A 15,048-nucleotide genomic window follows, 5' to 3' on the forward strand; every position below is an offset into this window, starting at 1 on the left:
ACGCTGTTCGTATATAGAACGGCGTTCATGACGAAGAACGCGAATCAAGCCACGGCGGACACGGACGTGACCGTGGTCGGAGCCGGACCGGTGGGCCTCATGCTCGCCGCGGAACTGGCGCTCTCCGGGGCGACGGTGCAGGTACTGGAGCGGCTGGCCGAGCCGGCCGTCGGGATGAAGGCGGGCGGGATCAACGTGCCGACGGCCGAGGCGCTCGACCGCCGCGGCCTGCTGCCCGCAGCCGAGGAGGTGCAGCGGGAGCTGCTGGCGCGGTTGGGGCCGTTCGCCCGCGTGCCCGGCAAGCAGCGGCCCGAGGACGACGGGCCCGACGGCGGCCGTCGGGCCGACCAGCGGCCCGGCGGCGAGCGGCAGCCCGGCGGCGAGCAGCGAGCGGCCGGCGACAAGCGATTCACCGGGCATTTCGCGGGGATCGTCCTCGACGCCGACCTCGTGGACTGGACCGACGCCGACCTCGCCGCGCACACCTCGGTCGACGGTGCGCGGATGGTTCCGCAGCGTGAGCTGGAGGCGCTGCTGGCAGACCATCTCGCGAAGCTCGGCGTGCCGGTGCACCGCGGCGTGGAGGTCACCGCGCTCGAAGACACCGGCGACGGCGTACTCGTCGGCACGACCGGCGTCGGCACGACCAGCGTCGGCACCGGTGCCGACGGCACGGTGCGTACCGGGTGGCTGGTCGGCTGCGACGGCGGGCGCAGCACCGTACGCCGCCTCGCGGGCATCGGCTTCCCCGGCACCGCCCCCGAACTCACCGGCTACATGGCGCTCACCGATATCGCCGACCCTTCGGTGCTCGCGGAAGGGTGGGGATGGTCGCCGCAGGGCGCGTACCGCTACGGCCCCCAGCCCGGGCGAGTGGTCACCGTGGAGTTCGTCGCCCCGCCCGCCGACCGGTCGGCTCCGGTCACCCTGGAGGAACTGCAAGCCAGCCTGCGCCGGGTCTCGGGCACCGACGTCACCCTGACCGCGCTGCGCGGCGAAGCGTCCCGCTGGAGCGACAACGCCCGCCAGGCCGCGGCCTACCGGTCCGGGCGGGTGCTGCTGGCCGGGGACGCCGCGCATGTGCACTCGCCGTTCGGCGGCCAGGGGCTCAACCTCGGGTTCGGCGACGCGATGAACCTCGGCTGGAAGCTCGGCGCCGTCGTCGCCGGATGGGCGCCGGAAGAGCTGCTCGACACGTACGACGCCGAGCGGCGTCCCCTCGGCGCCTGGGTGCTGGACTGGACGCGCGCCCAGATCGGGGTGTTGCGCGGGGACGCCAAGTCGGCCGCGCTGCGGGAGGTCGTCAACGATCTGCTGAACACCCGGGACGGCGCGACCCACGCGGTCAAGAAGATCTCCGGCGTCGCGCAGTGCGTCGACCTGCCCGGCGACCACCCGCTGATCGGCCGCTACGCCCCCGACCTGTGGCTGAGCGACGGCACCCGGCTGGCCGACCACGGCCACGACGGCGGATTCCTGCTGCTCGACCGCGCCCCGGACGGCCCCTTCGCCCGCCTCGCGGCGGCCTGGGGCGGGCGGGTGACCAGCGTGCGCGACGACGGGAATGCGCCGACGGGAGTGCTCGTACGCCCGGACGGGGTGGTCGCCTGGGCCACCGACTCCACCGGCCCCGAAACCGCCTCCGGCCTGGAAGCCGCGCTGAACCGGTGGGCGGGGGCTCCGTCCGCCTGACCTGGACAGGGGCACGCCCCACGGGGCGAATCACGTAGTACTCAGCCGCCCTTGAGTACGTGGTCTCAGGCGCGGCGCCCCGGCTTCCGCCTAGCGTTCCGCGCATGAGCGCCGCCCCTCTGACCAGAACCGCCACCCCGACCGCCACCGCCCCGCCGACGGAACGGGCCGGCACGGTCGCACTGGGCATGAGCCTCCTCGCCTGCGCCCTGTACGGCGTTCTGTGGGCGGCCCCCTGCTCGTGCTCGCGGCCCCCTGCTCGTGCCCATGGTCCCGCTCCTCGGGGTCGGCGCCGTCGTCTCGGGGGTGAGCGGACTGGGCCGCGTGCGACGCGGTGAGGCGACCGGGGCCCGTACGGCCCGCATCGGGATCGCGCTCGGCGCACTGTCGATCATGGCCTTCGTGGGCCTGATCCGCTGGGTCCTGTAGCTGCTGGGCCGGGACGTGCCGTAGGGGCCGGGCCGTCGCGTAGGACACCGGGCCGTCCCGTAAGGCACCGGGCAGCCGTCGTAGGGCACTGGGCGCGCCCTCACCGAAGCCGTGGTCGTGGTCGTGGTCGTGGTCATGGGGTCGTACGCGAGGCGGGACATGACTGGTAGCCCGCCGCCGCGCTACCGGTACGCACCGGATTCCGCGTCCCGGCGGCCATCGGGCGAGGGCGGTTTTTTCGTCGCCGGGAGCAGGTGGGGCCCCATGCGCGGGTCCTCCGCCGCCCCCGTCCGGCGCCGAGGTCCGCGCGTAGTCGGTCGTCCGCCGCACCGTAGCCGCTCGCATTCCGTCGCCCCGATGGGAGCGTGCCCCGGCTCCACCGAGGGTCGAGGCGGAGCCGATGCGGTTCCGTCACGCTCCTGACCGCCCCATCCCCGACCGAAGGGCGGTCTCCATGGCCGGTGCCACCAACGGGATCTCCGGCGCGGCAAGGCGGTCGTGGGTGATCTCCCCCAACGCCGCGCGCCCCCCGACGCTCCGCGCGGCCGTTCGGCCGGGCCTCCCCGACGCGCTCGGCGAGACTCCGGCCTCGCCGACAGGGCTCGCCGGGGCGGGGGGTGCCGGGCCGGACGAGTTCCGCGGCCTGACCGAGAGAGGCGGCCCGCGCGGGGAGCCCAACGGTTCCGTCGACGCGTATCCGGCCCTGCCGGAGAGCCGGATGGCGCGATGACCGCGGAACGCGTCGCGATTCCGACGACCGGGACACGCCAGCAGAAGGGCAGGACCATGCCGGACGCGTCGAACACCCCCCTCGGCCCGCAGGAGGTCTTCGCGACCCTGACGGGCTTCAAGCGGACCGCGCTGCTGCGCACCGCCCTCGAACTGCGGTTGTTCGACGCCATAGAGGCCATAGACGTCACGGACGTCGCGGACGCCACGGACGCCAACGGCGCAGCGGCCGCCCCGACGGCCCGGCAGATCGCCGAACGCCTGGGGAGCGACCCGCGCGCGACCGCCTTACTCCTCGACGCCCTGGCCTCCGGGGGCCTGCTGGCCGCCGACGGCGACGGCTACCGGCTCCTGCCCGGCTCCGCCCCGCTGCTGACCTCCGCCGGCCCCGGTTACGTGGGCGGCATCGCCAGGATCGCGGCGAGCTACGGCGAGTGGGACGTGTTCGGGCGGCTCACGGAGACCGTGCGCGGCGGGGCGCCGATCGCCGGAATCGACGCCGGTGACCCGGACTTCGCCTACTGGACCGACTTCGCGGAGCACACCACCCCGGCCACCGCGAAGGGGGCGGAGATGGTCGCCGACCTCCTCCAGCCGTGGCTCGACGGACCGGACGCCCCCGACGGCCCCGGCAGCCCCCGCGTCCTGGACGTCGGCTGCGGCTCGGGCGCCTTCGGGCTCGCGCTCGCCGCCCGCCATCCACGGGCGCGGGTGACCCTGCAGGACTGGCCCGCCGTGCTCCCGGCCGCCCAACGGAACGCGGAGGTCCGCGGCTTGGCGGACCGGGTCTCGCTGTCGCCCGGCGACGCCTTCGGGCCGGGGCTCCCCGAGGGCCCGTACGACGTCGTCGTCGCCGGCAACCTGCTCTTCCTGTTCGACCCCGAGCGGGCCGCGACGCTGATGCGTCGGCTGACGGCGGTGCTCGCCCCCGGCGGGAGGGTGGTCGTCGCATCGTTCATGACGGGCGACGGCGCCGACGGCTCGGAACACGCCCATCTGCTCAACCTGTTGATGCTCTCCTGGACCCGCGGCGGCGAACTGCTGTCACCGCGGGCGTACCAGGACATGGCCACGGGGGCCGGGCTCGCCGACGCCCGGACGCACCGGCGTGCGGGCGTACCGCTCCAGGCCGTCGTGGCGACGCGGCCCACGAAGGAGGAACGTCCGGCATGAACGGCACACGGTTCACCACGACTCACGAGATCACCGCGGCAGCCGCGCCCGAGCGCCTCTTCGACCTCGTCGCCGACGTACAGGGCGCGCCGCGTCACGCCCCGTCGCAGATGCACGCCGAGATCCTCCGGCACGGACCCGCCGGGGACGTCATCAAGCGGTGGGTCTTCGCCGGGCGCGGCATGCGCGCCTGGACCTTCCGCCGCGCGGTCGACCGGGCCGCCCTGCGCATCGTCTTCACCCACATCGACCCCGCGCCGCCGGTACGGGACCAGCGCGGCACCTGGACCTTTCGGGCCACCGGCGACGGCGGCGCACTGGTCCGTGTCCAGCACCTGATCGAGACGGTCGACGCGGCGGACGAAGTTCCGCTGCGGGCCGGCTTCGACCAGCAGGTGCCGGCCCAACTGGCCGGGTACAAGGCGGCCGGCGAGCTGGGGGCCGCCCTGACCCGGCGGTACGTCACCGGTGAGGAGACCGCCGTGGTGCCGGGGACGGTCGCCGACGTGCGGGCCCGGCTGCTCGGCACCGGTCTGTGGGCCGTGCACCATCCGGAGGCCACGGGCGTGACGGTGACCGACCTCGGCGAGGACGCCGCACTGCTCGAAGTCGCCGGAGCGGCGGCCCGGTACTTCTGGCTGCGGCCGAACGACACGGACATCGTCTACAAGTCCCTCGACCCGCCGGAGGGCCTGCACGCCCAGACCGGCCGCTGGCGGACGACGCAGCTCGCCCCGGACCGGGTCGAGGTCGTCCTGCGCCATACGGTCACCCTGCCGCTGGCCGGCGGCGCCGGGCCCGACCCGCGGGCGCTGCGGGAACCGATACGCGCCGAACTGCGCCAGTTGCTGGCCGCACTCGGCGGGTCGCCTGCCGCCGCCACCGGCGGCGGACGGACGTGAGCGGTCCCCCCTCTTCTCGTTCGCGTCCTCGTGCTCGGCTCCAGGGCCGACCGAGCGTCCCTGGAGCGGCTGCGGCCACAGTCGGGGGCGTGGTCGACACGATGGTTCTCGGCGGCACCGGCTACGTCGGACGGCATGTGTGCGGCGTCCTCGCCGGGCTCGGACACGACGTGCTGGCCGTCGCGCGCAACCCCGCGAAGGCCCCGCCGGGCCTCCCGTTCGCGGCCCTCGACCGACCCGACGCGCTGGAACGGCTCCTGACGGCCGTCCGGCCGCGGGTCGTCGTCAACGCCGCCGGCGGCGTATGGGAGGTCACCGACGAGCAGATGCTGGGCGCGAACGTGTCGTTCGTCGAGCGGCTGCTGACGGCGCTGGCCCGGCTGGAGCACCGCCCGCGCCTGGTGCACCTCGGCTCGGCGCACGAGTACGGCCCCGCGCCGCACGGCGTCAGCACCCACGAGAGCGTGCGCACGAGCCCGCTCACGGCCTACGGTCACGCCAAACTGCGCTCGACGCGCCTGGTCTGCGCCGCGTTCGACGACGGCGCGCTGGACGGCACGGTGCTGCGGCTCTCCAACGTGCTGGGCCCCGGTGCGCCGCGCGGCAGCCTGCTCGGCACGGTCGTACGGCGGCTGCGGGCAGCCGGGGCGACCGGCGATACGGCGCTGCTGCCGCTCGACGCGCCGTACGCGTACCGCGACTTCGTGGACGCCCGCGACGTGGCCTCGGCCGTGGCCCGGGCCATCGCCCGCCCGGCCGGCCGGCCGGTCAACATCGGCGGCGGCACGCCGGTGCCGGTCCGCCGGGTCATGGAACGGCTCATCGAGCTCAGCGGCACCCCCGCCGAGATCGTCGAGCGGACGGGCGGGCCGCGCGCCCGGGACAACGGGGACTGGCAGCGGCTCGACATCACCACCGCCGGGGATGTCCTCGGCTGGGCGCCGCGGTACTCGCTGACGCGGTCCCTCGACTGGGCTTGGTCGGCGGGAGAGACCGACTGAACCCCGAATTGGCTGAACCCCGGATCGACTGAGTCCCGGACCGGCTGCGTCCGCTGACCGGCTGAGCAGCTCCGGGCCGCCTGAATGCCTGACGGCCACAGCCCCGGGCCGTAGCCGCGCCCGGGCCGGTAACCGCGCTACGGACCGACCGCGCCCCGCACCGTACGCACGCCCGTCAGGCCACGGGCGCGAGATGCAACGGCACCCGCCGGGCCCGGCCGAGGCCGTGAGCGTACGGGCGGGGGGCGGCGGACTGTCCGCCGTCCCCCGCCCGCGTCGGCTTTCCCGTCGTCAACTCCGGATCGGCAGTACCCCTATGGCCGCCATCTCGCGCCGGGAACTGGCCGCGAAGATCTCGTGACCGGGGGCGTTCGGATGCGTCGGGTATTTGTCGGGCTTCTCGATGTAGAGGTCCAGGCCGTGCTCGGGGCCCCACACCTTCACCCCGTCCATGAAGTGCACGTTCTCGTCGCCGTGCCGGCGCAGCAGCTCGGCCGTCTTGGCGACTTCCTCGCGGTAATCGGCTGCCGTGGGAGCGCCGTTGGCCGGGAGGGTGTCCCAGAAGGGGGAATACACCGACGAGCCGAGCACGATCGGGGTGTCCGGTCGGCGTTCCCGGATGATCCGTACGAAGCCGATGAGGTTGGCGGGGAAGTCCACGAAACCGTCGCCGTCCATGAAGTGCGACATGCCGACCCGTAGCGAGATCAGGTCCGCCGGCAGGTCCCGGGCGAGCCGGGCGAACATCGGCTGGAGATGGCTGCCGTCCCCGGCGAACGACATCGACTGCAGGTCGAGCCCCTCGGCACGGGCTGCCAGCGCCAACCAGGTGCGGCTCGGCGACGCGGCCCCCCGCCCGTGGTCGATCGAGTCGCCGTAGTGGATCCACCGTGGGCGCCGGGCGGTGTCCGGGGCGAGCGAGGCGCCCTCCGCCACCCGGAACTCCCTGATCCGGAACTGGTGCAGGGTGGGCAGCCACAGCTCGACGAGCTTCTCGCCGGACGGCAGCCCGTCGGCGTACAGGGTGGCGTCGGCCTCGCACTCCAAGTCGACCGTGCGGACCAGAACGTCGTCGCAGACCACATCGAGCAGCGCGGGCTCGTCCGGCGGAGTCGGTTCGCCCGGTACGGCCTTCGCCCCGATCGCCTCGTACCGGCAGGAGATCCACGGGCTGTCGGTGCGCAGGCACACCCGGATGCCGGAGGTGTGCGCGAGCCGGCCCACCTTCCCGCGCGGAAAGTAGAGGTACGCCTCCTCGTAGGGGGCGCGCCACGGCGCCACCCACCCGTCCTTGTGCTGGAGGGACACGGCTCCCCGGTAGGTCAGGGCCGGGTCGGTCGGCTCGATGAGACGGCCCGCCCGTACGGGGGCGGTGTCGTGCGTGGGCATGTCGTTACTCCCTCTCCGTGGCGGCACGGCGGTACGGCGAAACGGCACGACCGGCGGCCGGGCCCGGGGGCTCGCCCCGGACCGGCGCACCGGATGTGCGGTCGGTGCGGTCGTTCGGCGCTTGGGTCAGCGGGTGGTCGTGAATTCGAGGAGCGAGTGGGGCGGGCGCAGCGCCGAGGACGATTCCAGGGCCAGGCCCGCGGTGGCGGCGAGCGCCGTGAGGTCCTCGGCGGAACGCGCCCGGCCGCCCGTGACGACGAGCAGCATCAGGTCCATCCCGGTGGTCGAGGGGCGCATGTCGTCGGGCTCCACGAGCGACTCCATCACCAGTACGCGGCCGGAGGCGCCGGCCGCCTCCGCGCAGCGGGACAGGATGCGGGCCGCGTCCGGATCGGGCCAGTCGTGGAGTACGCCCGACAGCAGGTACACCGTGCCGCCGGTCGGCAGCGCGTCGAAGAAGCTCTGCGCGCGGCTCTCGGCGCGGTCCGCGAGGCCCTCGGCGGCCAGTCTGCGCTCGGCGCCCTCGACCGGGTGCGGCCGGTCGACGACCGTTCCGCGCAACCCCGGGCGCGCCCGCAGGAGTTCGGCGAGCAGGGTGCCGTTGCCGCCGCCGACGTCCACCACGTGCTCGACGGTGCTCCAGTCGTAGCCCTCGATGAGTGCGGGGGCCTTGGCCGCGGCGCCGACGGCCATCTGGTCGTCGAAGGAGTCCGACAGTTCCACGTCCCGGTCCAGGTCGCCCCAGTCCTGGGCGCTGACCGGCTTGCCGATCCGTACCGCGTCGAGCAGGCCGACCAGCGCCAGGTCGGCTCGGCTGGACGCGGTGGTGACGTCCAGCCAGCTGCGCGGATCACCCGGCCCTTGCTCGCGCAACTCCCGCCCTATAGCGGTTAGTTCGAAACATCCGGGGTCCGTGGCACGGAGCACGCCGACGGCCGCGAGATGCCTCAGCACCCGGATCAGCCCGCCGGGGTCCGCCTCCGCTCGCTCGGCGATGGCGTCCACGTGGGTGGCGCCGGCCAGGATGTGGTCGGCTACGCGCAGTGTGGCGGCCACGCGGATCGCCATCGGGGTGGTCAGCTCGGCCATGTCCATCAGCCTGGATGCCCAGGGGGCGTCAGCCATGTCGCTTCCTTTCGGTGGGTGCTTCGGTGCTCGGGGCTCGGCGAGCCGGGGCTCGGTGCGGTTTCAGTGGGGCGGCCGTCGGCCGGGCGCGCCGAACCACCGCCGCAGCGTGGCCGTCAGGTCCTCGGCGACCCAGTCCGGCGCGTCCTCGGGGTCGCAGGCCCAGGCCACGTACCCGTCGGGCCGTACGAGAACGGCGTCGTAGCCGGGGTGGCCGGGGCACCGGCCCGTGTGCACATCGACCCGGTCCGCCCACGGGGCGGCCGCCGCGGCGGGCCGTGCGGGGTCGGGGGCCGCGGGGTCGGTCAGGTCGAGCAGTACGGGGCGGCCGTGGCGCATCAGGTCCGCCAGCCGCCGGGTCCCCTGAGCGGTCTCCAGCCGGAGGCTGGGCGCGAACCGCCCGGTGAGCGGGTCCGGTGCGGCGCCGCCCATGTCGTAGCGGACGTCGGCCGCGGACATCTTCTCGGAGAGGTAGCGGCTCACCTGCTCGAAGCCGATCAGTTCGGTGAACAGGTCGCGCAGCGCGTCGGTACGAGGGCCGGGAGCGAGCAGCGCGACCTGCGCGCGGGTGTGGGTCAGCACGGCGGCGGCCACCGGGTGGCGCTCGCTGTGGTAGGTGTCGAGCAGCCCCACCGGCGCCCAGCCGCGCATTTGCCCGGCCAGCTTCCAGCCGAGGTTCACCGCGTCCTGGAGGCCGATGTTCAGGCCCTGCCCGCCGACGGGGTAGTGGATGTGGGCCGCGTCGCCGGCCAGGAAGATCCGTCCCGCGCGGTACCGGTCGGCGAGCCGGGCGGCGTCCCCGTACCGCTGAGCGGTCTTGAGGTCGCTCATCGGGATCTCGCGGCCGAGGACCGCGGCCGTCCGTTCCCGCAGCTCGGCGAGGGTCACGGGCGCCTCGCGGTCGGGGTCGGGGCCTGCGAAGTCGATGACGACGACGCGGCTGTGGCCGCCCTCCGGGTGCGGGGAGATCACCGTGCAGCCGTGCTGGGTGCGGTGCCAGCCGGTGGGCACGTCCGTCAGGTCGTCGAGGCGCACTTCGGCGGCGAGGGTGGACAGGGAGGCGTCGGAGCCCTCGAAGCCGATGCCGGACTGCCGCCGCACCAGGCTCCGGGCGCCGTCGCAGCCGACCAGGTAGCGGGCCCGCAGCCGGGCGGGAGCCGAGCGGCCGTCGGTCCGTACGGTCACCCCGTCGGGATCCTGTGCCACGGCGGTGATCTCGCTGCCGCGGTACATGGCGACGCCGAGTTCGGCCGCGCGCTCGGAGAGCAGCCGCGTGGTGACGTACTGGGGGACGAAGACGACGGCCGGCACCTCGGGGTCGCCGTCGGGGGCGGCGGGCCGCAGCCCGGTGATGCCCGCGAAGTGGCCTTTGGGCAGCGGCCGTTTGCGGTGACTGTCGTTCCCCCCGCCTGCCCCGCCGTTGAGTTCCCGCTCGGCCGCCCGGAACCGCGGCAGCAGCCCCCGGTGGTCCAGCACGGGGACCGTGCGGCCGTGCAGCGCCTGCGCCCGGTTGTCGTTCGCCGGCTCGGGCAGCCGCTCGATCAGCACGGTGTCGATGCCTTGCAGTCGCAGTTCGCAGGCGAGCATCAGACCGACCGGTCCGGCGCCCGCCACCACCACATCCGTATCCACGTCGACCTCCTGGCCACTCGCTGTCGGGGCGGTCAGGATGGTGGGGCGTGTTCGATGTCGACTGGACTCCGGCTCAAGGACGGGTCCCCAGGCTGCGGGCATGAGACTGGACATAGGTGTGTCGTTGCCGACCGCGGGAGAAGGCATCCCGGACGTGGCCGAGGCCGCCCGCGCGGCGGAGGAGGCCGGATTCGACTCGGTGTGGGTGGGCGACCATCTGACCGACGGCCGGCCCATTGTGGAGAGCACCGTCGCGCTCTCGGCGGCGGCCGCGGTGACCGGGCGGGTGCGGCTCGGCTTCGGTGTGTTGCAGCTCGCGCTGCGGCAGCCGGCCTGGGCCGCGAAGCAGATCGGTTCTCTCCAGTACCTGTCCCGAGGCCGGCTGGTCCTCGGCGTCGGGGTGGGCGGCGCCGCCCCGGAGGAGTGGGCGGCGGCCGGGGTCCCGATGACGGAGCGCGGGGCCAGGACCGACCGGGCGCTGGCCGCTCTGCCCGGCCTGCTGGCGGGGACGGGGGAGCCCCGGCTGGCTCCCGCCGTGGAGATGCCGCCGGTCTGGGTCGGCGGCGGTTCCGAGGCCGCGCTGCGGCGTGCCTGCCGCCACGGGGACGGCTGGCTGGCCGCGGCGGCTCCGCCGCATGAACTGGCCGACACGGCCGGCCGGCTCGGAACGTACGCGCGGGAGGCCGGCCGGCCCGTGCCCCGGACCGGCTGTGTCGTGATCGCGGCGGCAGGCGGTTCGGCCGAGGGCCTCGCCGGATTCCTCACCGCGCGGCTGGGGCTGGACCCCGAGCGCGCGGCCGCGACAGCGGTGGCGGGCGGGCCGGACGAACTCGCCGAGCGGCTCGCCCGCTATCCGGAGGCAGGCGTCGAACAGTTGGTGCTGGTCCCCTTCGGGCCCGACTGGCACGCGCAGTGCGAACTGCTCGCCCAGGCCCGAAGGGCGCTCGTCGGCTGAAGCGGGGACGTCAGATGGGCGGAGGCATCAGCTGGGCCCGGACGACATCGGCTGAACCGACGCCGTCGGCTGGACCGAGGGCGTCGGCTGGACCGGGGCGTCGGCTCAGCGGAGCCGTCAGCTGACCCGAGGGTCGAGCGACGGCTCCTCCGCGGCCTGGGACGGGACGGAGTCCGCGGCGGTGCCGGAAGGCTTCCGGTACCGCTGCTCGCGGATGACGAGCGCCACCAGGCCGGCCACCAGCGAGACGACGCCCGCCACGATGAACACCACATTGGTGGCGTCGATGAAGACGCCGACCGCCGCGCGGTGTTGGTCCCCGGTCAGTTTCGACAGCGCTCCGGTGTCCAGGTTGCCGTTGACGTTGGCAGCCCCGGCGGTGCTGCTGAGGTGGGCGTCGAGGTAGCGCGCCACGATCGTGCTGTAGAGGGCGAACCCGGCCGTGGCGCCGAGCTGCTGGCAGAAGCGCAGCGAACTGGTGGCGACGCCGAGGTCCTCCTTGGCCACCGAACTCTGCATGTACTGGAGACCCAGGCCGAGCGACTGCCCCATGCCGATGCCCAGGATGAAGCAGCCCGCGCCGATCAGCCAGTAGCTGGTGTCGGGGCCGAGCCAGCCGAAGAGGATGAGCACCACGGCCTGGAAGACTCCGGCGGCGACGAGCAGGTACTTGAACTTGCCGAGCAGCGTGACGATGCCCTTGGCCACCGGGATGGAGGCCAGGATGCCGAACGCCATGCACAGCACCAGCAGTCCGGAGCGGCCGGTGCTCAGCCCGCGTCCGATCTGCAGATAGCCGCTGACGTACAGCAGACCGCCGGCCACGCCGACGCCGGCGATCAGCGACATCGGCATCATCGCCCGGAACACCGAGTTGCGCATCAGCGCCAGCGACACCAGCGGTTCGGGAGCGGTGAGGCTGCGCCATACGAAGGCCGCGGCCAGCAGGACCGCGCCGGCCGCCAGCGAGACGATCGTCGTGGAGCCCCACGCGTACCGGGCGCCGCCCCACTCCGCCACGAGCAGCGCGCAGGCGCCGAAGCCGCCGAGGAGGGCGGCTCCCAGGAAGTCCACCTTCCGCCGCACCGGGTTGGTCGGCATCTTCAGCGCGAAGACGATGATGAGGAAGGCGGCGACGAGGAGCGGCAGGTTGAGGAGGAAGACCCAGCGCCAGTTCATGGCGTCGGCGATGAGGCCGCCCAGCGTCGGGCCCAGGGCCAGGCCGAGGCCGAACATCACCGAGGCCCCGATGCCGACCGCGTTCGACGGCTTGATGGGCCCGTCCGGCGCCTCGTCCTCCTGATCGTTGAAGAGGATGCCGGTGACCACCAGCGTGATCGCGGTGAGTCCGCCGGCGCCCAGCCCCTGGACGGTACGGAACACGATCAGCTCGGTCATGTTCTGCGCGAGGCCGCAGAGCAACGAGCCGACCGTGAAGACGCCGAGCCCGAAGATCATCAGCGGCTTGGCCCCGTATTCGTCGGCGAGCTTGCCGTACAGCGGCACGACGATGCAGTCCGCCAGGGCGTAACAGGAGGTCAGCCAGGGGAGTTTGCTGATCCCGTGGACGGGGTCGAGGTCATCCACCATCTTCCACGACACCGCGGAAACGATGTTGATGTCGAGGATCGACAGCAGCAGGACGGTGATGCACGCGGCGGCCACCAGTTTGACCTTGGGCGTGCTCATGAGCAGGACAGGGCCGTCGTACACGGGTGCGTACATGCCCTTGGCGGTATCAGTCATGGTCTTACGCTAGGGCTATTTTTACACCGAGACAAGTTTTACGGCAGACGTAACTGTGCCCTTGGGGAAAATACTTGCTAGGATTCGGGCATGACGGAGCAGCTGGGCCTTCGGGAGCGCAAGAAGCTGAAGACAACGGAGCACATCGCGAACACCGCGCTGGAGCTTTTCTTGGAGCGCGGGTTCGACCAGGTCTCGGTCGCCGATGTCGCGGCCGCCGCCGAGGTGTCCAAGAAGACCGTCTTCAACTACTTCCCCGCCAAGGAAGACCTCGTCCTGTTTCCGATCCGCGACCACAAGGGCGAGCCCGCCAGGGTGGTCCGTACGCGGCAGCAGGGCGACTCTCCCGTGGCCGCCCTGCGCCGTCACTTCCTGACCGGGCTCCAGGAGCGCGACCCGATCACCGGGCTCGCCGACTACGACGAGTTCCTGGCCTTCCAGGGCATGGTCATGTCCACCCCCAGCCTGAAGCTGCGTCTCCTGGAGCAGTGGACCGACAGCGAGGCCGTCCTCGCCGAGGCGCTCGCCGAGAGCCTCGGCGAACCGGCGACCGCCATCGTGCCGAACGCGCTGGCCAGCCAGATCATCTCGGTGCAGCGCACCCTGATCGTCCGCAACGTCGAACGCATGCTGTCCGGCGACGCCCCCGAGGCCATATACGACCAGTGCGCCGCCGAGGCCGAAGCGGCCTTCGACCTGCTGGAGAAGAGCCTCTGGTGACGAGGGGCCGGACAGCGGCCTGAGTCCGGACAGCGACGCGGGAAGCCGACCCGTTACGCGGAACTGGGCTGGCCGGGCGCCCCCTTGCGGGGCCGCCAGGAAGGTGATGGGGAGCCCGTCGCCGGACAACGGCTCCACCGCCGCTCGCCCTCCCCTTGAGCCCGTATCGGTATCAACGGGCTGGTGCCCCTCCCGGCGCCGGTCGTCTCATGGCGTGATGGAGAACAGGGCGCCGCGCGTCCCCGGGGCCCGTCGCCTATCGGCCGCCATAGGCCGTCATCGGTCGGCATCGGTCGGCACCGGTCGGCACCGGGAGTACGGCCCGCGCTTCCCTCCAGGCGCGCCGGCCCTCTTTCCGGCTCGCCGCCGACCGCGACCGGACGCGCCGACGGCCACGGGCCGGCGTCGGCGTCGGCGTCTCCACGCTCCGCACACCGGGCCCACGGGACCGGAGCGCTCCGCTCTTCGTCACCACAGCCAGGGAGTCAGCCTTGCCCATCGGAATCGTCGGTCTCGGCGCCTTCAACCCGCCGCATGTCATCGACAACGCGCAGATCACCACGTGGACCGGAGCCACCGAGGAGTGGATAGCCGAGCGCACGGGCATCCACCACAGGCGCTATGCCGCGCCCGGAGTGACCACCTCCGAACTCGCGGCGCAGGCCGTCCAGAACCTGTTCGCGGGCTCTCCCCGCGCCCTTGAGGAGGTGGCGCTCACCGTCCTGGCCACGTCCACGCCCGACCAGCCGCAGCCCTCCACCGCCGTGCGCATGCACAACCTGCTGCGCGTACGGACCACCACTCCGGCCTTCGACGTCAATGCCGTCTGCGCGGGCTTCGTCTACGCGCTGAGCGTCGCCGACGCGATGCTGCTCCGCGATACGGGCAGCGGAACGGCGCTCGTCGTCGGCGCCGACATGTACTCGACGATCATGGACCGGTCGGACCGCAGGACCGTATCCCTCTTCGGCGACGGGGCCGCCGCCGTGCTGCTCGGCGACGTACCGGACGGCTACGGCATCCACGCGACCAGCCTGCTCGCCGACGGCGGAACCGAGGACCTCGTCGAGGTCGCGGCGGGCGGCACCCGCGAGCGGGCCGACGACGCCGCGCGGGCGGCGGGGCGCCACTACTTCCGGATGCGGGGCCGCCCGGTGCGCGACTTCGCCCTGCACAGCATCCCGAAGGCCATCGACGACGTCCTCGGCGCACACGGCTGCACGGCCGACGACATCGATCGCTTCATCGTCCACCAGGGCAACAGCAGGCTGGTGGAGGCCGTGGCCGCGCGGTTGGGCGTCGACATGGCGCGGGTGCCGCTCACCGCGCCGCACCTCGGAAACACCGGCGCGGCGGCCCTTCCGATGACCCTGTGCCACTCCCACCGCGAGCGCCCGCTGCGCCGCGGCGAGCGGATCGTCTTCGCCGCGGTAGGCGGCGGGATGACCGCGGGAGCCGCGCTGCTCACCTGGTACTGACGCCGACGGGCGCGGCCCCCGGAGACCGCCGGACCCAGGTCCGTACCGCCTCCGGGGACCGCGCCCCGACCCCGGCC

Annotated in this window: 13 protein-coding genes; 9 read left to right on the top strand and 4 right to left on the bottom strand. The window is 73.4% G+C overall.

Translation table 11 applies throughout. The features are described 5' to 3' along the window. Positions 1–27: 27 nt before the first annotated feature. The 6 genes from AB0I22_RS01325 to AB0I22_RS01350 all read left to right on the top strand — a co-directional run bounded on the left by AB0I22_RS01325 (position 28) and on the right by AB0I22_RS01350 (position 5,926). Entirely contained in the window at positions 28–1,692 is a 1,665-nt protein-coding gene (locus AB0I22_RS01325; RefSeq protein ID WP_363128521.1) for an FAD-dependent oxidoreductase, read from the top strand. A 267-nt stretch (positions 1,693–1,959) separates the two neighbouring features. Then, a complete protein-coding gene (locus AB0I22_RS01330) occupies positions 1,960–2,121 on the top strand; it encodes a hypothetical protein (protein ID WP_363128522.1) in 162 nt (53 codons plus the stop codon). 454 nt (positions 2,122–2,575) lie between these two features. Continuing rightward, positions 2,576–2,851: a hypothetical protein gene (locus AB0I22_RS01335; protein WP_363128523.1), complete on the top strand. Its 276-nt coding sequence runs from the start codon at positions 2,576–2,578 to the stop codon at positions 2,849–2,851. After that, the gene (locus tag AB0I22_RS01340; protein WP_363128524.1) at positions 2,848–4,023 is read left to right on the top strand and encodes a methyltransferase; all 1,176 of its coding nucleotides are present in this window, start codon (positions 2,848–2,850) and stop codon (positions 4,021–4,023) included. Before AB0I22_RS01335 ends, AB0I22_RS01340 begins: the two co-directional genes overlap by 4 nt. Continuing rightward, positions 4,020–4,925 (top strand): SRPBCC family protein, encoded by a 906-nt coding sequence (locus tag AB0I22_RS01345; protein ID WP_363128525.1) that lies wholly within the window; start codon positions 4,020–4,022, stop codon positions 4,923–4,925. The genes AB0I22_RS01340 and AB0I22_RS01345 overlap by 4 nt, the downstream gene beginning before the upstream one ends. An 89-nt stretch (positions 4,926–5,014) precedes the next feature. Beyond that, complete coding sequence (locus AB0I22_RS01350) at positions 5,015–5,926, top strand: NAD(P)-dependent oxidoreductase (protein WP_363128526.1); 912 nt, start codon at positions 5,015–5,017, stop codon at positions 5,924–5,926. A gap of 291 nt (positions 5,927–6,217) precedes the next feature. Here AB0I22_RS01350 and AB0I22_RS01355 read toward each other — a convergent pair whose 3' ends face one another. From AB0I22_RS01355 to AB0I22_RS01365, 3 genes are all read right to left on the bottom strand, one after another. Then, complete coding sequence (locus AB0I22_RS01355) at positions 6,218–7,315, bottom strand: GDSL-type esterase/lipase family protein (RefSeq protein ID WP_363128527.1); 1,098 nt, start codon at positions 7,313–7,315, stop codon at positions 6,218–6,220. A gap of 126 nt (positions 7,316–7,441) precedes the next feature. Then, complete coding sequence (locus AB0I22_RS01360) at positions 7,442–8,440, bottom strand: methyltransferase (protein ID WP_363128528.1); 999 nt, start codon at positions 8,438–8,440, stop codon at positions 7,442–7,444. Between the two features lie 63 nt (positions 8,441–8,503). Beyond that, a complete protein-coding gene (locus AB0I22_RS01365; RefSeq protein ID WP_363128529.1) occupies positions 8,504–10,072 on the bottom strand; it encodes an FAD-dependent monooxygenase in 1,569 nt (522 codons plus the stop codon). Positions 10,073–10,172: 100 nt separating this feature from the next. On the opposite strand from AB0I22_RS01365, the gene AB0I22_RS01370 reads away from it, so the two are divergent. Further along, positions 10,173–11,027, top strand: coding sequence for an LLM class flavin-dependent oxidoreductase (locus tag AB0I22_RS01370; RefSeq protein ID WP_363128530.1), 855 nt, complete (start codon positions 10,173–10,175; stop codon positions 11,025–11,027). 117 nt (positions 11,028–11,144) lie between these two features. Here the strand turns inward: AB0I22_RS01370 and AB0I22_RS01375 are convergent, their stop codons facing one another. Further along, positions 11,145–12,773, bottom strand: coding sequence for an MFS transporter (locus tag AB0I22_RS01375; protein WP_363128531.1), 1,629 nt, complete (start codon positions 12,771–12,773; stop codon positions 11,145–11,147). 90 nt (positions 12,774–12,863) lie between these two features. Here AB0I22_RS01375 and AB0I22_RS01380 point away from each other — a divergent pair, with 90 nt between their 5' ends. Continuing rightward, on the top strand, positions 12,864–13,493 hold the full coding sequence (locus AB0I22_RS01380) for a TetR family transcriptional regulator (protein WP_363128532.1): 630 nt from the start codon (positions 12,864–12,866) through the stop codon (positions 13,491–13,493). Between the two features lie 491 nt (positions 13,494–13,984). Beyond that, complete coding sequence (locus tag AB0I22_RS01385; RefSeq protein ID WP_363128533.1) at positions 13,985–14,971, top strand: ketoacyl-ACP synthase III; 987 nt, start codon at positions 13,985–13,987, stop codon at positions 14,969–14,971. Positions 14,972–15,048 lie beyond the last annotated feature (77 nt).

The sequence above is a fragment of the Streptomyces sp. NPDC050610 genome (assembly GCF_040654875.1).
Lineage (GTDB): Bacteria > Actinomycetota > Actinomycetes > Streptomycetales > Streptomycetaceae > Streptomyces.

Coding starts and splice junctions, on each gene's coding strand:
- AB0I22_RS01370 (WP_363128530.1), top strand. CDS start 10,173: ATGAGACTGGACATAGGTGTGTCGTTGCCGACCGCGGGAGAAGGCATC.
- AB0I22_RS01340 (WP_363128524.1), top strand. CDS start 2,848: ATGACCGCGGAACGCGTCGCGATTCCGACGACCGGGACACGCCAGCAG.
- AB0I22_RS01360 (WP_363128528.1), bottom strand. CDS start 8,440: ATGGCTGACGCCCCCTGGGCATCCAGGCTGATGGACATGGCCGAGCTG.
- AB0I22_RS01345 (WP_363128525.1), top strand. CDS start 4,020: ATGAACGGCACACGGTTCACCACGACTCACGAGATCACCGCGGCAGCC.
- AB0I22_RS01325 (WP_363128521.1), top strand. CDS start 28: ATGACGAAGAACGCGAATCAAGCCACGGCGGACACGGACGTGACCGTG.
- AB0I22_RS01355 (WP_363128527.1), bottom strand. CDS start 7,315: ATGCCCACGCACGACACCGCCCCCGTACGGGCGGGCCGTCTCATCGAG.
- AB0I22_RS01335 (WP_363128523.1), top strand. CDS start 2,576: ATGGCCGGTGCCACCAACGGGATCTCCGGCGCGGCAAGGCGGTCGTGG.
- AB0I22_RS01380 (WP_363128532.1), top strand. CDS start 12,864: ATGACGGAGCAGCTGGGCCTTCGGGAGCGCAAGAAGCTGAAGACAACG.
- AB0I22_RS01375 (WP_363128531.1), bottom strand. CDS start 12,773: ATGACTGATACCGCCAAGGGCATGTACGCACCCGTGTACGACGGCCCT.
- AB0I22_RS01330 (WP_363128522.1), top strand. CDS start 1,960: ATGGTCCCGCTCCTCGGGGTCGGCGCCGTCGTCTCGGGGGTGAGCGGA.